20 protein-coding genes and 2 tRNA genes are annotated in these 21,512 nt (G+C 36.0%); all 22 read right to left on the reverse strand.

The window, feature by feature from the left end:
• Positions 1–59: 59 nt before the first annotated feature.
• A complete protein-coding gene (hpt, locus tag K5S59_RS02345; protein WP_000981838.1) occupies positions 60–602 on the reverse strand; it encodes a hypoxanthine phosphoribosyltransferase in 543 nt (180 codons plus the stop codon).
• A complete protein-coding gene (tilS, locus tag K5S59_RS02350; RefSeq protein ID WP_000655439.1) occupies positions 599–2,029 on the reverse strand; it encodes a tRNA lysidine(34) synthetase TilS in 1,431 nt (476 codons plus the stop codon). The genes hpt and tilS overlap by 4 nt, the downstream gene beginning before the upstream one ends.
• Before the next feature lie 219 nt (positions 2,030–2,248).
• A complete protein-coding gene (gene spoIIE / locus K5S59_RS02355) occupies positions 2,249–4,720 on the reverse strand; it encodes a stage II sporulation protein E (RefSeq protein WP_001123545.1) in 2,472 nt (823 codons plus the stop codon).
• 261 nt (positions 4,721–4,981) lie between these two features.
• A tRNA-Glu gene (locus K5S59_RS02360) sits at positions 4,982–5,053 on the reverse strand.
• A gap of 13 nt (positions 5,054–5,066) precedes the next feature.
• A tRNA-Met gene (locus K5S59_RS02365) sits at positions 5,067–5,140 on the reverse strand.
• Between the two features lie 160 nt (positions 5,141–5,300).
• On the reverse strand, positions 5,301–5,786 hold the full coding sequence (locus K5S59_RS02370; protein WP_000021453.1) for a S1 domain-containing RNA-binding protein: 486 nt from the start codon (positions 5,784–5,786) through the stop codon (positions 5,301–5,303).
• An 87-nt stretch (positions 5,787–5,873) separates the two neighbouring features.
• Complete coding sequence (gene divIC, locus K5S59_RS02375; protein ID WP_001208737.1) at positions 5,874–6,233, reverse strand: cell division protein DivIC; 360 nt, start codon at positions 6,231–6,233, stop codon at positions 5,874–5,876.
• Positions 6,230–6,883, reverse strand: coding sequence for a spore cortex biosynthesis protein YabQ (gene yabQ, locus K5S59_RS02380; protein WP_097844306.1), 654 nt, complete (start codon positions 6,881–6,883; stop codon positions 6,230–6,232). The genes divIC and yabQ overlap by 4 nt, the downstream gene beginning before the upstream one ends.
• Positions 6,880–7,188 carry a sporulation protein YabP gene (yabP, locus tag K5S59_RS02385; RefSeq protein ID WP_001059101.1) on the reverse strand — a complete coding sequence of 103 codons (309 nt, stop codon included), beginning with the start codon at positions 7,186–7,188 and terminating at the stop codon, positions 6,880–6,882. Before yabP ends, yabQ begins: the two co-directional genes overlap by 4 nt.
• A gap of 57 nt (positions 7,189–7,245) precedes the next feature.
• Positions 7,246–7,521 (reverse strand): RNA-binding S4 domain-containing protein, encoded by a 276-nt coding sequence (locus K5S59_RS02390; RefSeq protein WP_001234876.1) that lies wholly within the window; start codon positions 7,519–7,521, stop codon positions 7,246–7,248.
• A 14-nt stretch (positions 7,522–7,535) separates the two neighbouring features.
• Entirely contained in the window at positions 7,536–8,996 is a 1,461-nt protein-coding gene (gene yabN / locus K5S59_RS02395) for a bifunctional methyltransferase/pyrophosphohydrolase YabN (protein ID WP_000014263.1), read from the reverse strand.
• Positions 8,997–9,008: 12 nt separating this feature from the next.
• Positions 9,009–10,610 (reverse strand): putative polysaccharide biosynthesis protein, encoded by a 1,602-nt coding sequence (locus K5S59_RS02400; RefSeq protein WP_000444147.1) that lies wholly within the window; start codon positions 10,608–10,610, stop codon positions 9,009–9,011.
• Between the two features lie 232 nt (positions 10,611–10,842).
• Positions 10,843–11,379 carry a stage V sporulation protein T gene (spoVT, locus tag K5S59_RS02405; protein ID WP_000648309.1) on the reverse strand — a complete coding sequence of 179 codons (537 nt, stop codon included), beginning with the start codon at positions 11,377–11,379 and terminating at the stop codon, positions 10,843–10,845.
• 136 nt (positions 11,380–11,515) lie between these two features.
• Positions 11,516–15,046, reverse strand: a complete 3,531-nt coding sequence (gene mfd / locus K5S59_RS02410; protein ID WP_000579707.1) for a transcription-repair coupling factor — start codon at positions 15,044–15,046, stop codon at positions 11,516–11,518.
• 105 nt (positions 15,047–15,151) lie between these two features.
• On the reverse strand, positions 15,152–15,376 hold the full coding sequence (locus K5S59_RS02415; protein WP_000399442.1) for an anti-sigma-F factor Fin: 225 nt from the start codon (positions 15,374–15,376) through the stop codon (positions 15,152–15,154).
• Between the two features lie 70 nt (positions 15,377–15,446).
• Positions 15,447–16,007, reverse strand: a complete 561-nt coding sequence (gene pth / locus K5S59_RS02420) for an aminoacyl-tRNA hydrolase (protein ID WP_080000234.1) — start codon at positions 16,005–16,007, stop codon at positions 15,447–15,449.
• 72 nt (positions 16,008–16,079) lie between these two features.
• The gene (locus K5S59_RS02425; RefSeq protein ID WP_000107420.1) at positions 16,080–17,033 is read right to left on the reverse strand and encodes a ribose-phosphate diphosphokinase; all 954 of its coding nucleotides are present in this window, start codon (positions 17,031–17,033) and stop codon (positions 16,080–16,082) included.
• Between the two features lie 18 nt (positions 17,034–17,051).
• Entirely contained in the window at positions 17,052–18,431 is a 1,380-nt protein-coding gene (gene glmU / locus K5S59_RS02430; RefSeq protein ID WP_000071043.1) for a bifunctional UDP-N-acetylglucosamine diphosphorylase/glucosamine-1-phosphate N-acetyltransferase GlmU, read from the reverse strand.
• 324 nt (positions 18,432–18,755) lie between these two features.
• The gene (gene spoVG / locus K5S59_RS02435; RefSeq protein WP_000454042.1) at positions 18,756–19,049 is read right to left on the reverse strand and encodes a septation regulator SpoVG; all 294 of its coding nucleotides are present in this window, start codon (positions 19,047–19,049) and stop codon (positions 18,756–18,758) included.
• 152 nt (positions 19,050–19,201) lie between these two features.
• Positions 19,202–19,576: a RidA family protein gene (locus tag K5S59_RS02440; protein ID WP_000869825.1), complete on the reverse strand. Its 375-nt coding sequence runs from the start codon at positions 19,574–19,576 to the stop codon at positions 19,202–19,204.
• Positions 19,577–19,700: 124 nt separating this feature from the next.
• Entirely contained in the window at positions 19,701–20,549 is an 849-nt protein-coding gene (gene purR / locus K5S59_RS02445; RefSeq protein ID WP_000702463.1) for a pur operon repressor, read from the reverse strand.
• A 54-nt stretch (positions 20,550–20,603) separates the two neighbouring features.
• Positions 20,604–21,473, reverse strand: a complete 870-nt coding sequence (ispE, locus tag K5S59_RS02450) for a 4-(cytidine 5'-diphospho)-2-C-methyl-D-erythritol kinase (RefSeq protein WP_000772099.1) — start codon at positions 21,471–21,473, stop codon at positions 20,604–20,606.
• Positions 21,474–21,512: the final 39 nt, after the last annotated feature.

The following is a 21,512-nucleotide window of genomic DNA, read 5'->3' on the forward strand; positions in this document are numbered from 1 at the left end:
ACTATAGTAAATCGTAACATAGAAAAAATTTCCTATACAATTGTGACGCCTGTATTTAATTAATTTGAGTAAACGCTTGGTTTTAATACTCCTACATAAGGAAGATTACGGTACTGCTCTTTATAATCTAATCCATACCCTACAACAAATTCATGCGGTACAGTAAATCCAACATAATCCGCTTTCAAATCTACTTTGCGGCCTGTTGGCTTATCTAATAACGTAACAATTTTTACAGATTTCGCTTTACGATATTTAAATAGGTCTACTAAGTAGCTTAGCGTAAGACCGCTATCAATAATATCTTCAACGATTAAAATATCGCGACCTTCTACAGAAGTATCAAGGTCTTTTAAAATTTTCACTTCGCCTGTTGAAACAGTAGAGTGACCGTAACTAGATACAGCCATAAAGTCCATTTCAAGATATGTATCTGTTCTCTTTAATAAATCTGCCATGAATGGCATTGCACCCTTTAATACGCCGATTGCAAGAGGTACTGTGTTTTTATAATCCTCTGCAATAATTGCGCCTAATTCGAGCACCTTTTCTTGTATTTGTTCTTCAGAAATTAATACTTTTTCGATATCTTGATTCATCATTTCATTATCCTCCCGGAAGACTCCTTGCTTTTGTAGTGAATAATCATATATTTATCCTTCTTTGCCGTCTCTTTCGAGATAGCAAATGCAGATCGCTTCAACAAGGGTATCCAAATAATATTCCCACTTGCATCACAAACGACCGGCCATTCTTCTCTTTTTTCTCTTGGTACTTTTGCTTCGATAAAAATAGTTTTTATCTTTTTTGTGCCATTCATACCTTGTATTGACATACGATCTCCATTTTCTCTAGAACGAATACGAAGTGGATATGATATATCATTATACTTAGCAACAAATACTGTTTCATTCATGTTACTTGGTATATCTTCGCTCACCTCTGCTACAAGCTTATCCCCGTTCGATAGCGTAATTGTCCCGGGCACTGATAAATCTTGTAAAAAAGGAGAAACAATTTCTTGTTTAAATCCAAAGCTGCACTCCTCGTATGCGCGAACAATTTTTAAATCACCTGGGAAATCAAGTGAACCCGAAGGTTGTGTCCGCTTAAAAAACTCAATCACTTTGTCAATATGTATAGAGGAAAGAGAAGATGGAATCTTATATTCATAAAGATAGTTTAATATTAGTTGAATCCCTCTTCTTTGTAAAGGCATAGACATGGATTCAAAGGCAGGAATTGATAAGCTAATTTGTTTATCACTTTTTTTTGTAATTACTTTATTCATTTTCTCAAAAGCTAATTCCTGCAAATACGCCTCATCCTCTTGCATCTGCATGCTAAATTTTTGGAATTTCTCATGCACTTGTGAATTTTCTTCTTTCAAATGCGGAAGGACATATTTACGTAATCGATTCCTTGTATATACTTCCTTTTTATTACTTGGATCTATACGAGGAATTATTTTTAGCTTATTACAGTAATCAACAATTTCTTCCTTCGTTACTCCAAGTAACGGCCTAATTAAATATCCATTATGAAAAGGACGCTTCACTGCAATGCCTGCATATCCTTTCGGAGTACTCCCTCGCACAAGGCGCATTAAGATCGTCTCTACTTGGTCATCACCATGATGTCCAAGAGCTACATATCTCGCATCATATTTCTTCATTATTCTTTCCAAAAATGCATATCTGCATTCTCTAGCAGCAACTTGTGCATTCATCCCGTATTGCTGTTGATATTGCGACACATTAATCCTTATCGTTTCGCAAATAACTCCCAGTCCCTTACAAAGGTCCTGCACAAACTGTAGGTCCTCATGAGATTCATCACCTCTAAACATATGATCCACATGCGCCACTACAATTTCAAACTGTTTTGCTGCTCTTTTTTCTAACAAATAATATAGAAGAGCCAAAGAGTCAGGACCACCAGAAACCCCTACAACAATTGTTGAATGTTCCTTTAATACATCATGCTGCTTTACAAAGTCATCTACCTTTTCAACAAATGTATCTTTCAACTTCGTAATCACCTTTCATTAAACAAGAACAGCAACGTTAGTTACCTTGTTTATAATGGTACAACTTTTACAAACATTGTGCAAAAAAAAGATATACAAAAATTACATTTTTATCTTACATCATCCGTACATATTCACAAAAATAATACCATTATCTTTTAAAGCAAAAAAACCTAGGCATCCACCTAGGTTTTTAGAAAGAAACATCACACTTAAAGTTTATTGTGCCTGCATTCCTACAATTGGAATCGTAGCCCACTTCGGCATATTTTTCTTCACTTTCGCCACAACAATAGTCATATCGTCATTTATATAACCATCACCAGAGCGAATCACCTCTTCCATAATGATATCAGCAATTTCTTGCGGATCTTCGGTTTGTAATTCTTTAATTTTTCGTTTCATCCATAGTTCATGATTCTCCACATGTTGCGCTCCCTCAAAAATCCCATCGCTCATCATAATAAGAATATCACCCGTTTTTAATTGTTCACCTACTACATCAACTTCAACATCTTCAATAATCCCCATCGGTAAATTACTTGCCTCAATTTTCAAAATATTATTTGCGCGCTTAACAAAACTCGGTGTCGATCCAATCTTTAAAAACTTCGCACTCGCATCCCGCAAATCTACCATAGCTAAATCTAACGTCGTAAACATCTCTTCTGTTGTTCTTAAAGAAAGAATAGAATTGATAGACTTAATCGCTATTTCCTCATCAATGCCTGATTGAAGTATCTTTTGTAATAATTTCACCGTTTCTTTACTCTCCATATGAGCTCTTTGCCCATTTCCCATACCATCACTAATCGCAAGCGCATATTTACCGACGCTTAGATCCATCATCGCATAAGAATCACCCGAAACAAACCCACCACCTTTGGCAGCTGTAGCCAATCCCGTATCAAGAGAATACGTCTTTGCTGAACCAAATGATATTAAGCTGTGACCGTTCGGATAAGAAGACTTTTCTTCATGTTTAACAACTATATTTTCCTTTAGAATATCAGAAAGCATCGGCGCAACTAATTTTTCACACTCTCCATGTTCATTAGATGCAACCGGAATCAGCATCTCAATATCAATACTTCCTCTATCTAAACAATAAATATCAACGTGCTCTATTTCTACGCCAAAATCACGAAACGCTTGCAAAATCTGTTCTTCTTGTACTTGATGATTTTCTCGTTCTCTTTGTATCTCCTTAGCAAAATCCTCCATAACCTTTGATACACCTAATAGTTGCTCCGCTACTATCCTACGATTTTCTTTCATTTGTTTTCGTAATTTCTGCCCCTCATAGAAATGATCTAATTCACCAGCTACTAAATCCGTCACTTTCTTCCCTCTCACACAATGCTTGTCCCATTCACGAACTAACTTCCGATTATGCTGCAACGTCCCCTCTTCCGTTTCACTCATTATTTGTTTCATATAATCGTACGTTTTATCGAAATTAACTACCCAGCATTGGTCCTTTTTAAAGCATGTTTGACATGTTTTTGCAGTAATTGTACTTAAGAACAAATCTGCCTCTGTCTCTTTATCTTCCTCCTCCACATATCCATATACAGAAAAGCTATTAGATAAAGCAGCAAATACATTGGCAAATTGATTAATTTTATTCGCTGTAACATCACGCATCCTTCTTAAATACTGTTGTTGATCTTGCGAATGTTCCTGTGTGCCTGGCATGAATTTAGCAATACGATCCATAACAAGTTTCGGTGTTAATAAGAAGAACGCAATCGCCACACCGGATTCAACTAAAGTTGTCACTATGTTTGTTTGCTTGTCTACATATAGCGTAATCAAGCTCGTCCCGATTAATAAACCTAAACTAACACCTAAACGCTTCCCTTCTTTTAACAAACCACCAAGCAATCCAGAAAAAGCAAGCAGACTAAGCTGAGACAAACTGGAGACATTCGCTAAACTTAATATTAATCCAGTGACGACCCCCACTGTAGATCCCGTAGCAGCCCCCGCGATAAATGCAAACACGAGCACTAAATACCTAGTAAAAATATGTTGAATAGAAGCGTCATATACAAACCAATCTGTTGTACCTGTTAAAACAGATGCTAGTAATATAATTAAACAAACAATTTCTTCTGTCTCTAGCGCTTGTTGTTTACCTTTTCGTTCGACTAAAAGCGGAACACTTTGTAAAAATATCATAGTTAATACGAAGCTAAGCCCTGCCTCAATCGTACTAACAAGTAAATCGTACATGGTAACAGTTTGTTGCGCAAAATATACGACAACTAAATGTGCGGTTAATGCGGAGATAAATACTTGGAATGGAACAAGTCCAACAGTTTTACGTGTAAACCGACTAAAGAAGATATTATAAATGAAGAAAGTAAAAATAGATGCAAAGGTAAAGAATAAATTATCTATCGAAACTGAAAGTGCGCCCCCCATTAGAGCCAAGAACGCGAGCGGCATTTTATCCCGCTTCATAACATAAACAGCAGCAAAAAATGGCAGTGCAAACGGTAAAATGTTTGTTAATATATATGCTCGTCCCAAAAGAAAACCAATAACAACAATAATGAATCCCCATCTAAAGAAAACTTGTTCAAACTTCATTCGCAACTTACTTGTCCACTTTACTGCTCCAAGCTGACTCTCATTCATTGCCAATGCACTTGTATTCATAGTATTCCTTCCTGCTTTAGGCATATTTTTAACACCACCTGCATAGTTTAATTACTGTCATTATAAAAGATTATTATTGGGATTTTTGTCAAAACAACAGTTTTCACTTTTATAATCGTTCGACTTTTTATTCGAAATAACTCTACATATATACAAGGTATGTAATGTATCTTTAATATTTTAATTGAACATTCAGAAAATATAGGGTAATTTTGTAGAAGTGTTGTATGTCTTAATTTATTTAACAAAAAAAAGATCATGCAAATTTGCATGATCTTTTTAGGATGACCCGTACGGGATTCGAACCCGTGTTACCGCCGTGAAAGGGCGGTGTCTTAACCACTTGACCAACGGGCCGTTAAATTAAATATAGCGGCGGAGGGGATCGAACCCCCGACCTCACGGGTATGAACCGTACGCTCTAGCCAGCTGAGCTACACCGCCATGTCGTCTTATTTAACGGACAATTAGTATCTTACCTCAGATACATTTTAAAGTCAACACATCTTGAAAACTTTTTTAAAAATATATTTTCACATATAAAAAAGCACCCCGAGCAATCGCCCTGGGTACCTCTCTATATGCTAAGAATTAAACGTTCTTATTATCCGCGACGTGCGCCACGGCCACCACGTTTAGATTCTGTGTTACGCTTTAAAGAAGTTAAACGATCTTCACTATCCTTTAAGAAACGTGCCATCTTTTGCTCGAATGTTTCTTTTGGAGCTCGTTCGTTACCGCCGCCACGATTATCTCTGTTGAAAGAACGATTACGTTGTGGACGTCCAGAACGTTGTTGATCGCCGCCACCGCGTTGGTATTCACCACGTGGACGATCTCCTTCTGTTTTTTCACGCTCTTTCGCTTTCTTAATAGATAGACCGATCTTGCCATCTTTTTCAACGTTAATAACTTTTACTTCTACTTGGTCGCCCACTTTTAAGTGATCGTTAATATCTTTCACATAATTATCAGCAACTTCACTAATATGAACAAGACCCGTTAAGCCTTCTGGCAGCTCCACAAAAGCCCCAAAATTTGTAATACCTGTTACTTTACCCTGTAACTTGCTGCCTACCTCGATTGACATAAAAAAAATGCTCCTCCTTAGTGGTTAAAAAGTCAAATTTTACTTTATTATATATAATCCTAAAATATAGTGTCAATAAGACATACTCTACTTAGAAACAGGAAAAATTATCTCCCCTTTTCCAGAGAAGAAATAATCCCTTCTAGCAATCTTTAATACGTACTCTTCATCATTTAACTTTTGAACTTCGTCTTTTAGACTCTTTTCTTTATTCGTTAATGAATCCAGTTCTTTTTTCATGTCCTTAACTTTTGCTTCTTTTGCTCTAATGGAACTGTTTTGTTGATAAAACGTTACACTAATACTCGCAATAATTGTAAAAGCAAAGACAAGAAAAACCGCTAAACGGCGATAAAGTCGCTTCCTGTTCTCATCCGTTTGTATTATATGCTCTTTAACAGGATTTGGACTCTGTTTTTCGATTGTTCTTTGTCTCAGTTCCCTCATTTCCGAGGTCCCCCTAACTTCTTTTTTATACGCTCCCATAATTGGAAGATATGTCCCTTTAATTTTGCTATATATTGCAGGAACCCTACATGTTTCATTATAAAAAGTTTAACACGATTAGGGAGAAGTTTCCATATGAGCGAAGCAATAAATCGAACAGGCCAGAAAAAAACTTTCCATATGAAAAGTAATATCCAAATCACCATTTTCCATAACACATGTCCAATTGAAAGCAGTATACGAAATAAGAATAATATAAATGCAATAAATAGCTGCGCTATAATAATAACAGGTTTTATCATGAGTAGCTTTATAATTTGAACAAAAAAGTTTGTTGTTTGCATAAAAATATAGATGAGAAAATTTAACAATCTCATGTATAGTGCTTTCAATAAGCTTTGATACGCCGCAAAACCACATAATAATGCCAAAAATACATATATACGTAGTTCAGCTTCATTTACAAGAAGCAATACGTAAAAGACGAATAACGCTTGGACAATCCAAAATAGTATATCATGTATAAACACAAGCCAACGTTTACGTTCTTGCCGCTTTAAAAATCGTTGGTATGTATCTAAAGACGCTCCAATCCAAGCACCCATTCCGATCATTGAGAGCATCGTATACAACTGAATTGTTAGGCTCATTTAAACAACTTACTAAAGAATCCTTTAGTTTTCTCCCCTTGATTCTCATCAATATACAGCATCTCATGAACTTTCCCTTTAATCGATACAACACCTTTTTCCACATCTAAATTTTTCATTTGCAAATTTTGACCACGAATTGTTAAAAAGCCCATTACAGTCTCAAGCAAAAACTCTTCGCTATCAAAACTCTCTACCTGCTTTACACCGGTAATATCAATTACACGCCTGCCACGCATAATAATATCATGCTCTACAGAAACATTTTGTTGATTAGAAGACATAGGTGAGTAACCATTATTCACGTAAATCCCCCCTACATTTATACTAGCTAATAGTAATGTATGAAGGGATAATTGATTTTAGAACAAGCCTTCTTCAGCCTTTACCTTTTCTTCGCGAACTAAACTATACATATTTGCTGCATCTTCTTTTTTGGTCGTTTCTTTCAATTCGTTTATTTTTACAGTTACTATTTTTTGACCAAAACGAATTGTTAATTCATCAGCTACTTTCACATCTGAACTCGCTTTTGCCACTTGACCATTAATTGATATTCTTCCTTGATCAGCTACTTCTTTCGCTAATGTTCTTCTTTTAATTAAACGTGATACTTTTAAAAACTTATCTAAACGCATATCAAATCCCCCTATTAACGCTCTGTTTGTTTTGCCTCTTCCCATAAAACATCCAACTGCTCTAATGATAAATCTTGCATCTCTTTATTCATTTCAGCTACCTTTGCTTCCATGTATAAGAAACGACCGACGAATTTCTCATTCGTTGCATGTAACGCCTCTTCGGGATCTATTTTATAATGACGAGCTATATTAACAAACGCAAATAGTAAATCGCCAAATTCACCTAACATCTTCGCCTCATCCATATTTGTAACTTCTTGTTGGAACTCTTGCCATTCTTCTAAAGCTTTCTCTATCATCGGTTGTACATCAACCCAATCAAAACCAACCTTGCCAGCTTTTTTCTGGATTTCATAAGCGCGTAGTAACTGTGGCAAACTTTTTGGAACTCCATTTAAAACAGATTCTTTCACGAATCCTTTTTCTTGTTTTTTAATTTCTTCCCAATTAGCAAGTACTTCATCAGCACTATTTACATCTGTATTCCCAAATACATGCGGATGGCGACGAACCATTTTCTCAGATAAAGTCCGAATAATATCATCTATAGAGAACCAACCTTCGTCCTCTCCGATTTGAGCGTGCAGCATAACTTGTAATAATACATCACCCAGTTCCTCTACTAAGTGGTCGTCGTCCTCTTCATCAATTGCTTCCAACACTTCATAAGCTTCCTCAATTAAATACTTCTTTAAAGATTGATGTGTTTGCTTTTTATCCCACGGACAACCATTTGGTCCACGAAGGTCTGCAATAATTTCTCTAAGCACATCAAACTGTTGATACAAGGACGCACGTTCCTGAACGGGTGGTACATATACACTCGTTAAATTATTTAATTCCGTTTCATGATCTAACATGTACAACGGCACCTTTTTAACCTGTTCAAATGAAGTCCCTGCAGCTGTTACGATATATACTTCATAATCATCTGGCAGCATCTCCATTAATGTTAATTTCACATCAGATGCAACGAATGCGTCATATACTTGGCAAAAGATTAAATGTTGACGTAATTCTAATTGTCCTCTTTCAAATGATGTGGCATCAATTAATTGGAATCCTTCAATCGGATCAATCTTTAGACTTGCAAACATTGGATCAAGGAAACTTTGTCCACCTTCAATGCGCACTTCAACATTCGCTACTTCGCCTTTTTCTAATAGTAGCTGAACCGTTCTTTCCGCTACAAGCGGATGCCCTGGCACGGCATAGATGATTTCTGCGCCTTCAGCTTGTTCTAACAATGTATTCGCAATTGTTTCATATACAATTTCAAATGTATCATGTGCTTCATATACACTGTCAAAGGCTGTATATTGTATACCTTCTTTCTCCAACTCTTCTATAACGGGGTGTTCCTTCGTTCGAACAAACATGTGATCTGCTTCTTTTATTTTTCGATATACACCCATCGTTAACTGATCTAGCTCACCAGCACCTAACCCTAAAATAGTAATGATTCCACTCACAATCTGCCACCTCTATCCACTCTTCTTCAATGAACCTTCTTTTTTCTCTTTTTTCATCACGGTTCCTATTTCCGCTTTTGTAAATACACGTAATTTTAAAATCAAAAACATATATGCCAATCCGCCGATAGCTACACCTAACAATGCCTCAATTGTCGCGATTCCTCTATGTTCCGTATCAATTACTAATCCAGACATTTGCATTACACGCATAAACATTATTAATACAAATCCCATACCGATACCACTAATAACTACACCTAACATATTACGTTTATCGATGAGCGATTCCGATACGGCTTGCATAAGTAATGCACTATTTAACACAGAAATTACAATTAACGCAACTAGTGTTGCAATTGCAGCTCCCTTCACACCAAAATACGGCATTAATATATAATTTAAAGCTAACTTTAAACAACTCCCAAATATAACGAATATTGCTGGTTTTAATGTTTGTCCTAGCCCTTGCAAAATAGAAGCAGTTGTAATTGACAATGAACTAAATAAAATAGATAAAGATAAAATGGATAAAACATCTGACCCATCACTATTTTCAAACAGCATAATATTCGTAGGCTGAATAATACAAGTTAATCCAATGGCCGCTGCAAATCCAATAACAAATGTTATTTTCATTGCTAACTTTACCTTTTCTCGAATAAAGGAAAGATCTCCTCTTTCCTTCGCCGCTGTAATGATTGGAATAAGCGACAACGAGAAAGAAGTTGTCACGACAGTCCCTAATTGCATAAGCGGGATACTTCTGTCATACACACCTTTTAATACCTTTGCACTTTCAGCTGGCTCTCCTGCCCCAATAAGTAAAGAATAGAAGGAAACAGAATCAGCCATTTGTATAAAAATAAGCACTAAATTACTAACACAAATCGCCAAACCCTGCCAAAACAGAATTTTAATAATCCTCTTTTTCCCCTTAATTCTCTTTACACTTTTGAAGAATATAGAACGAAAGTCATGACGCATATAAAGTACAAGTACGATAATCCCAATCAGTCCGCCTGCGATTGAACCTAACATAGCACCTGCACCGACCGTATATAAATCAAATCCGTGAGCAATTAGGAATAGAGATAAAAATACAATAATAGAAACACGAATCGTTTGTTCTATCACTTGCGAAACAGCTGTTGGCATCATATTATTGAACCCCTGAAAATATCCTCTTGCTACAGATAGAAACGGCATCAATATGAATGAAAATGAAATAACACGTAATAACTTATCTAAGTGTATATCGCCCATAGCTGTTGCAATTGCTTCGGCACCAAAAAACAATGTAAAAAAGCCTATGAAACCAATTCCTAATAAAAACCAAAAAGATACACAAATAATTTCTTCTGCTTCTTTTTGTTTCCCTCGCTCTAATCGTTCCGCAACCATTTTTGAAATTATAATGGGGAATCCATAAGTAGCTAAAATTAAACAAAATCCATAAAACGGATAAATTTGTTGGTAAATATAAAAACCAATATCACCCGCTATATTTTGATATGGAATACGGTAAAAAGCGCTTAATACCTTTGTAACAAAACTTGCGATTGTTAATATAATAGCCCCACGCCAAAAGGCTTGATACTTCTTCGATTCCATACAAGAAAACTCCTTTTTCTATTCTCACCCCTCGTATTATATCATAAAGAAAAGGACAAGCTTCCTTACCTACACGAGCAATAATACGTTCGTGCAACGCTAGAAATGTTCAACGAAAAAAGGTAGCAAAGCGCTACCTTTTTTCAATATACATATATCTCCAAATAATTGATTTCTCAAGAAGAAATATCATAATTAGGAAAGATTGCTACTTCTAAAATTCGATATGACCTTACTGCTCCATTTGTTTCGCTAAAAAGCTCGCAGCTGTATTTACTGACTTATGCTCTACCTCACTTATAATAGCCTCTTTAGAGAAGATAATAACAGCTCCAATTGGATCCCCATTCGCAACAATCGGTCCAATTGTATAGGAACTAACTTTTTCTGTCACCCCATCAATAATTGAAATTTCGCTTTCATCCGTCATAATTACAGACTTACGATCTTCCATTGTCTTCTCAATTAAATCGCCAACGCTTTTATTTAAGTATTCTTTTTTAGATATGCCTGCTACCGCGATAATAGAATCACGATCGCATACAAGCACATTATGTCCTAAGCTATCGTATAAAGCTTCCGTATATTCTTTTGCAAAATCGCCTAGTTCACTAATCGGAGAATATTTCTTCAAAATTACTTCTCCATCGCGATCAACAAATATTTCTAGTGGGTCCCCTTCTCGAATACGTAAAGTTCTACGAATTTCCTTCGGGATTACTACCCTACCTAAATCATCAATTCGACGTACGATTCCAGTTGCTTTCATTCTAATGCTGCCTCACTTTCTACTGATGATGAAAGTGGTGAATTTACCTGTTCATGTAAAAATCACCAACTGTTAGACATAGTATTTTACACATTAGTTCTTCTATGCACGCCGAATTGTATTTTTTTATCTTATATTAGGCATTTATGACTTCTTTTTTTACATCTGGTAGGCCTTTTAATAAATTTTCAGCAATTGTTAACCACTTCGATGTCTCTAAGCCATTTGTTTTCATAACGATTTTCAATTGTGATCCTTCCATCCCTAGACCGATCATACGTCCAAAACTATTTCCAAGCATGAATAATTTTCCACCATCAATATTTTGACTTGCTTGTTCTGAGAACAGAATTGTTACTTCAAATTTATTTTGCTTAATTAACTCAATTTGTTCTTTCATTGCCAATACTTTAATATTTGCAATTTGTAATAAATAACCAACCTCTTGCGGGTAATCACCAAATCTATCTATCATCTCTTCCTGCAACTCTTCAATATCCTCCATTGCAGAAACACCTCTAAACTGTTTATACATCATAATTTTTTGTTTACTATCTGAAATATAAGCATCTGGTAAATATGCATCTACTTCTAAATCAATTTCAACATTAACTGTATTTTCAGCCCCATCTGTTCCTCTACGCTGTTCAATTGCATCTTTCAACATTTGAGAATATAGATCAAATCCGACAGAATCAATAAATCCATGCTGTTCGGCACCTAACAAGTTACCTGCACCACGAATAGATAAGTCTCTCATCGCAATTTTGAAACCTGATCCAAGCTCTGTGAACTCTTTAATGGCTTGTAGACGCCTCTCTGCAACTTCTGATAACACTTTATCTCGTTTGTATGCAAAGTATGCATATGCAACACGATTAGAACGTCCAACACGCCCACGAAGCTGATACAACTGCGATAATCCCATACGATCTGCATCAAATACAATTAACGTATTTACATTCGGAATATCTACACCCGTCTCAATAATTGTTGTACTTACAAGAACATCATGCTGTCCCTCTAAAAACGATAGCATAACAGACTCTAATTCACTTTCGTTCATTTTCCCATGTGCATAAGTTACACGCGCGTCTGGAACTAACATCGAAATTTCATCCGCTTTTCTTTCGATATCCTCCACACGATTATATAGGAAGTAAATTTGTCCACCCCTTGCAAGCTCTCGTTCTATCGCTTCTCGCATTAACGCTGGATTATACTCTACTACATACGTTTGGACTGGGAAACGATTTTCTGGTGGTGTCTCAATAACAGATAAGTCACGCACACCAAGCATAGACATATGAAGTGTACGCGGGATCGGAGTTGCCGTTAATGTTAATACGTCAACATTTGCTTTTAATTGTTTAATTTTTTCTTTATGCGTTACACCAAATCTTTGTTCTTCATCAATAATAAGAAGACCTAAATCTTTATAAGTAACATCTTTAGATAAAATACGATGCGTTCCGATTACAATGTCTACCGTGCCATCTTTTAAGCCTTTAATTGTTTCATTTTGCTGTTTTCTCGTACGGAATCTACTTAATAATCCTATATTGATTGGATAATCTTGAAAACGCTCTCGAATTGTTTCATAGTGTTGTTGTGCAAGGATCGTTGTCGGCACTAAAATTGCAACTTGTTTTTCATCCATAATTGCCTTAAATGCCGCACGGATAGCTACTTCCGTCTTTCCATATCCTACGTCACCACAAAGAAGCCTATCCATCGGACGTCCACGTTCCATATCTTTCTTAATCTCTTCAATAGAACGTAATTGATCCTCTGTCTCTTGATATGGGAAAGAAGATTCAAACTCTTGTTGTTCTGCCGTATCTGGTGTATATGCATAACCCTTTGAAGCTTCGCGTTCAGCATATAATTTAATTAGGTCATCCGCAATGTCTTGTACAGATTTTTCAACTTTCGTTTTGACCTTTTTCCAGTCATTTCCGCCTAATTTATAAACTTTAGGATCCTTACCTTCAGATCCTACATATTTCTGCACTTGGTCAATTTGTTCAATTGGAACGTATAACTTATCATTACCTTGATATTTAATATTCAAGTAATCTTTATGAACGCCATTAATCTCTAACGTCTCGATACCTAAAAATTTACCTATACCATGATTTACATGAACTACATAATCCCCAACTTTTAATTCCGAATAACTTTTAATACGTTCGGCATTAGATAATTTTTGCTTACGTTGTGATTTTTTAACTTTCTTATGAAAAAGCTCTTTTTCAGTAATAACAACAAGCTTTTGCATCGGCATTTCAAATCCTGCATGTAAATCACCTACAGCAATTTGTAACCTTCCAGGCAATAATATATCTGTGCCCTCTACGATATCTGCCTCAATATCATAATCACTTAAAATATGTTGTAGTTTTTTTACACGTTCATCATCAGTTCCGAGCACAACAGTCGTAAAATGCCCTTCGTTCCATCTATCGATTTCAGTTTTCAACAACTGCATCTGCCCATGGAAATCTTGCATTGTTTTACATGTCACATTCACAATGTTTTGCGGATGTGTATGTGCTATATGACGTAGGAATAACGTTAAATATACAAAACTTCTTTTTTTATGATGAAGAAATTCCTCAAACGAGTGTGAGAAAGATAAATCTTGAATAATTGTTCCCTCACCAAGAAGTGAGATATACCATTCCGCCTCTTCCGTTTCAAGATGTGATGCTGTTTCTTGAATACGGGAGATCTCATCTAAAACCACAATACCATCTTCTGGTAAATAATCTATCAGACTAGCAGGTTCGTTATAGAAAATAGATAAATATTTAAACATCTGTTCTATACTTTGCCCGTTTTTTAGCATCTCAATTTCATGACTTACCGTCTCAAGCACTGTAGTCTTCAATTTATCATCGGAAAGTTTTTGCATCGTCTTAGTCAAACCTTCCTCAAGACGCTTAATTCCCGACTTCAATTCTTCCTGTGAAAATAAAAACTCTGTTGCTGGACCAAATCTAACACTTTCTTTTTTATCTTGAGAGCGCTGTTCATCCACATCAAATAATCGAATAGAATCAACTTCTGTGTCGAAAAATTCAATACGAAATGGTAACTCTTCAGTTAATGGATAAATATCTAATATTCCCCCGCGCAAACTGAATTCCCCAGGAGCCTCTACCATCGACTTACGCTCATAACCAATATGATGTAAAGTATGCAAGAATGTATCTAAATCAATCTCTTGCCCTAGATTAATTTCGATTTGCCTTTGCTTCCACAATTCTTTCATTGGTAAAAATCTGCGTAGTCCCGCAACCGGCGCTACAATAATCCCATTCTCTCCTGCAGCTAAACGATTCAATACTTCAATACGTTGCGCCTTCAATTCTGGGCTTGCAACACCAATTTCTGATGCTATCAATTCATTTACTGGGTATAGCCACACATCTTTTTCACCAAGTAACGCCACTAAATCTTCATGTACTTTTTGCGCTTGATATAAATTATGCGTCACAATAAGTTGTGATTTTTTTGTTTTTTTATATAAGGCCGCCATTAATAACGAACGAGAAGAGGTTGCCATACCTGATACAAGCTGTTCTTTTAAACCATCTTCTAATCCATTAATAACCGATTGGATCTCTTCATTTTTATAAAATTGCTCTAATAAACCTATCATTTTCAAAACCCCTCTCAACATAAAGAGCAAGCCACTATATTTTATGCAAATATTTCGGAAAAAGAAAACAGAAAAATGCTTTGGACATGCCAAAGCGACAACATTTTATTGCAGAAATTTTTCATATTCATAATACTCAGGATAAGATGCGAGCGTTTCTTGACACGATTCACAAATCGTTTGTATATATATATTTCCATTCTCATGAAAATGAATCATCTCTACTACTTCTTGCTCTGTTAGTTGAAATAAAACGTCGCTATATACTTTTTCTGCAGTAACGGAGCCTACATTACTCCCGCAATGTCTGCAATAATAATAACCTTCCATACTAGCCTCCTAAAAATCCAATTACTACTAGTATGGGTAAAAATAAAACAAATTATTCCCAATCATACCCTTAACTATTGAAGGTATTCATGATTTGAAGAAAAGGTTTATTTAACCATTCTTCACATGCATCCGCTGCTTTTTCAATAGAATGACCCACATCAGGAATTTCTTCTGATGTAAAACGTCCTAATACGTAATCTACTACCTTCATGCCATTTTTCGGACGATCAATTCCCATGCGGATGCGTTGAAACTCTTGTGTTCCTAAATGTGAAATTGTTGATTTCACACCATTATGTCCACCAGCACTACCTTTCATACGAAGGCGTAATTTACCTACAGGGATGTCTAAATCATCGTACAGAACAACGAAATCCTCAACATCAATTTTATAGTAATCCATGAGTGGACGAATACTTTCCCCAGATAAATTCATATATGTAAGTGGCTTTAATAAGATTACTTTTTCTCCATTAACAAATCCTGCACCAAATACTCCTTTAAATTTTTGTTCATTCAAAGAAATATTCCAACGCTTTGCAAGTTCATCAATTGCCATAAATCCAATATTATGCCTTGTTAATTCATATTCTCTACCCGGGTTCCCAAGTCCTACTATCAATTTCATTCTTGTACCACTACTTTCTTTTTTCGATACGAAAAGACGTAACCAATCTTGGTTACGTCTCATTCTATCCAATTAATTGAATAATACACTTACAGATTCTTCTTCGTATACACGAATGATTGCTTCTCCGATTAATGGAGCAACTGAAAGTTCATGTACTTTGTCGATTTTCTTCTCTTCCGGTAATACGATAGAGTTCGTTACAACTAACTCTTTAATATTTGAGTTTTGGATACGCTCAATTGCTGGACCAGATAATACTGGGTGTGTACAGCAAGCATATACTTCAGAAGCACCGTTCTCAACAAGAGCGTTTGCTGCTAATGTAATTGTACCAGCTGTATCAATGATGTCATCAATTAAAATTGCTGTTTTACCTTCAATATTACCGATAATGTTCATTACCTCTGATACGTTCGGACGAGGACGACGCTTATCAATAATAGCGATTGGTGCTTTTAGGCGATCCGCCATTTTTCTAGCACGAGTTACCCCACCGTGGTCAGGTGATACGATTACGATATCTTTAAGACCTTTTGTTTCAAAGTAATCTGAAAGAATCGGTACACCCATTAGGTGGTCGATTGGGATATCAAAGAACCCTTGAATTTGTGGAGCATGTAAATCTAGAGTGATTACACGAGTTGCACCTGCTGTTTCAAGCAAGTTTGCTACAAGTTTCGATGTAATTGGTTCACGAGAACGCGCTTTACGGTCTTGACGCGCATAACCATAGTAAGGAATAACAATATTAATTGTTTTTGCAGATGCACGCTTTAATGCATCGATCATAATAAGTAATTCCATGATATGTTCGTTTACTGGGAAGCTTGTAGATTGAATAATGAATACATCGCAACCACGGATACTTTCTTCAATGTTAATTTGAACTTCTCCATCACTAAAACGATCAACAGAACATTTTCCTAGTCCTACTCCAATGTGCTTTGCAATTTGCTCAGCAAGTTCCTTATTAGAGTTTAAAGAGAATACTTTCAAATTAGAATTTAGATATTGAGTCGACATCTAGATTAACCCTCCACATTATGATTTTTTCTTATTCAGCAATTGATCAACATAGTCTTCTTTGTTAACTTGACGTGCACGTGCTACCGATAATGCTTTTGATGGAACATTCTCTGTAATTGTAGAGCCTGCTGCCACATAAGCACCATCTTCAACTGTTACAGGAGCAACAAGGTTTGAATTACATCCAATAAATACCCCATTACCAATCACAGTTTTGAATTTATTCTTACCGTCATAGTTCACCGTAATTGAACCACAACCAAGATTCACGTCTTCTCCAACTTGTGCATCCCCGATATAACTTAAGTGTGAAGCTTTACTTCTATTACCAAAAACAGTTTTTTTGATTTCCACGAAGTTTCCAACGCGTACTTCATCTCCAATAACTGAATCTGGGCGAATATGTGCAAATGGACCAACCGATACTTCTGTACCAAGTTTACTATCATGTACAGTAGATTGACGAATTGTCGTACGATCTCCAATTTCACTATTGCGAATTACTGTATGCGGTCCAATTTCACAATCAGAACCGATTACAGTGTTTCCCTCAATAATTGTTCCTGGATGAAGAACTGTATCACTACCGATAATTGCATCAGCAGAAATATACGTGTTACTTGGATCAATAATCGTAACACCATCTACCATGTTCTTTCGGTTGATACGGTTTTTCATAATAATTTCCGCTTGCGATAGAGCGACTCTGTCGTTAACACCTAACGTTTCATCGAAGTGCTCTGTTTGATAAGCCGATACAATGTGACCTTCATTTTTTAAAATCTCAATAACATCTGGCAGGTAATATTCACCTTGTACGTTATCATTTGAAACTTTAGAAAGCGAAGCGAATAAAGCTTTGTTATCAAAACAATACGTACCTGTATTGATTTCTTTAATAGCTAATTCTTTCTCATTTGCATCCTTATGCTCAACAATCTTTTCAACATGACCATTCTCGTTACGAACGATACGACCATATCCAGCAGGCTCTTCTATGTAAGCTGTTAGCACCGTTGCCATTGCCCCTGCTTCTTTATGTTGCTGAAGCAATGATTCCATCGTTTCAGCAGTTATTAGCGGCGTATCACCACAAATAACTAAAGTTGTTCCTTCTTCATTTGCAAGTACACTTGCAGCTTGATCTACAGCATGCGCTGTACCAAGTTGTTCTGCTTGTAATGCAAACTCACTTACGTTTCCTAGCTGTTCTTGTACCATTTCAGCACCATGTCCTACGACTGTTACAAGTTTCTGCAATCCTAATTGAGATACTTGATCGACAACATGTTGTACCATAGGTTTTCCACATACAGGATGAAGCACTTTGTATAGCTTAGACTTCATACGTGTGCCTTTACCTGCAGCTAGAATCACTGCAAATCTGTTTGACATATAGACCCTCCATCGCAACCTATTTATCCATTAACGATATTATCCTAAATCATCATATATTTCAAGAAACACATTTTAACTATTAAATTTTACCATAATTCTCATACGATGTTTTACTCTTTAGTATCTTTTTTAAGAAATAAGCTATACTATTTAAATTGATTTTGAAAAAATTAGAAGTTTTACTCCTCATTTTAATAAATTCTGAATTTTCCGCACGCAAAATGTATAAAACTACAAAAAAAAACAAACTCCTGTAAATGCTTACAGGAGTTTGTTGCAAAATTATAGGGCTTTCTTTAAAAAGACCTCTTCATTCGAATTTTACGAAGCACCCGCTTCTTCAAACTCAACCTCTTCTAACTCGCCTAAACGATGATACTCTGTTAAAACCGCATCTTGAATTTTAGAGCGTGTATTAGAATTAATTGGATGTGCAATGTCACGGAATTCTCCATCTGGAGTACGTTTACTTGGCATTGCTACAAATAATCCATTATTACCATCAATTACACGAATATCATGAACAACAAATTCATGGTCTAGAGTAATAGAGGCAATTGCTCTCATGCGGCCCTCTGTGTTTACGCGGCGTAATCTTACGTCAGTCACTTCCATCTTGTGTTCACCACCCTTTTCTAAATAAGCGATATATTTGTATAAATTCCACAAAATTTCTATTTTCCCTTTAATTTTTTAAAAATTTTTAAGATAAAAATTTTTAATGTAATTGAATATAGAGATTAGTAGAGGTTATCGCTTACAAAGAACTACTTAACTAGGGCAATTACTTCGATTTCAACTGAAACATCTTTCGGTAATTTTGCTACTTGTACACAAGAACGAGCTGGCTTATGAGTAGAGAAATAAGAGCCGTATACTTCATTAACAGCATTAAAATCATCCATATCTTTTAAGAATACTGTTGTTTTTACTACTGAATCAAATGAAGCACCTGCTTCTTCTAATACTGCTTGTAAATTTTGAAATACTTGCTCTGTTTGTACTGTCACGTCTCCTGCTACAAGCTCTCCACTTGCAGTTAACGGAATTTGTCCTGAACTGTAAAACATATTATTTACAATAATCCCTTGTGAATATGGTCCAATTGCTTGTGGTGCATTGCTTGTTTGAACAACTTTCATATTTTTCCACCCTTTTATTATTTATTTTTACTCTTTAAAAATAGTGCACGAAAAGCAGTTTGTCCATCTATTTTATAATTTATAAATAGAATAAAAAAAAGATAAAGCGATCTGCTTTACCTTTTTACTCAGCCTCTACAAGCCCTTCATCAAATGGTGCCAGTGAATAATTTCCCTTTTGCACTTGAATCGCTTTTTCTTTCACATCAACTTCTGATAGACGAATTAATGATACAAAATTATTAATTAGTCTTTCCTCAATATCCGTGGATTCTACTAATACACCAATACCAACAACATTAGCCTTAAACTCTTCTAACATACTCATCATACCTTGAATTGTCCCGCCAGCTTTCATGAAGTCATCAATAATTAAAACATTTGATCCTTCTGGAAGGCTACGCTTTGCTAACGTCATTGTTTGAATTCGCTTAGAAGAACCTGATACATAATTAATACTAACTGTTGGGCCTTCTGTTACCTTATTATCTTTTCTTGCAATTACTACCGGTACATCTAAGTAATTTGCCACCGCATAAGCAAGTGGAATCCCCTTCGTTGCCACCGTCATAACCGCATCAATTGGTTGCCTAGCAAAAACAGAAGCAAACAAACGACCTGCGCCATTAATATGACGAGGATTACTTAAAAGATCTGTCATATATAAGTAACCACCGGGTAAAATACGACCTGGATTTTCAAATAGGCTACAAAGCTCTCCAATAATGAGATCTGCCTCTTCCGCACTTATATATGGTATATATTTCACTCCTCCTGCTGCTCCTGGTATCGTTTGCAATGTGCCGACCCCTTGTTGTTCAAACGTTTGCTTAATAATAACTAAATCTTCACTAATGGAAGACTTAGCTGATTGATACCTTTCAGCAAAAAAAGTGAGAGAAACTAGCTGACGAGGATTTTGTAACAAGTAATACGTCATATCGACTAATCTTGTACTTCGTCTAATTTTCATACTCTCACCTCAAATCACGAATATTCTAAACAAATCATACCGTATTATACGTCTTTATTCAAGCGTTTCTCGCTCTCCCAATAAACGTACTGCATATACTTGTTCACAAAATCCTTTTAATCCATTATATATACGATGCATTCGCGAATCATGGTGCACAAGACCAAATACGGTTGGGCCACTTCCACTCATTAATACGGCATCCGCCCCAAATCGCTTCATCTGTGCCTTAATACGTGCAACTTCAGGGTGCATCGCAAACGTTACATCTTCTAAAACGTTACCAACAGTATCACAAATCCCTTTGTAATCCCCAGCATTTATGACATCAACCATTTTATCTACATTTGGATGTGTAACTCGATTTAACTTTAAATTTCCATACACATCAGCAGTAGATACACCAATATGGGGTTTTGCTAAAATAACCCAACAAGAAGGCGGAGTTTTTATGTGCTCAATTTGCTCTCCTCTTCCAGTGGCAATTGCTGTCCCACCATATACACAAAACGATACATCTGATCCAATTTCTGCGCCTAGCTCTGCTAACTGGTCAATTGTAAGCCCTAAATTCCATAATTTATTAAGGCCACGTAATGTCGCTGCTGCATCACTACTTCCACCTGCTAATCCAGCTGCTACTGGAATCGTTTTTTCAATAGTAATAGATACGCCTTTTTTTACATTAAACTTCTCTTTTAATAATCTCGCTGCTTGATAAGCTAAATTTCTTTGGTCGTCTGGGACATACCGATTATGGGATAAAATTTCAATACGGTCTTCTGCTAATTCCATTAGTTCTAAACGATCCGCTAAATCAATTGTTGTCATAATCATTTTCACTTCATGATATCCGTCTTGTCTTTTTCCCAGTACATCTAACGACAGATTAATCTTTGCTGGTGCTTTCACTAGTAGCTTCAATCTATTCACCCACTCTATGTACTCAATCTTTTATCGTTT

The sequence above is a fragment of the Bacillus sp. BML-BC051 genome (assembly GCF_019656175.1).
GTDB lineage: Bacteria > Bacillota > Bacilli > Bacillales > Bacillaceae_G > Bacillus_A > Bacillus_A mobilis.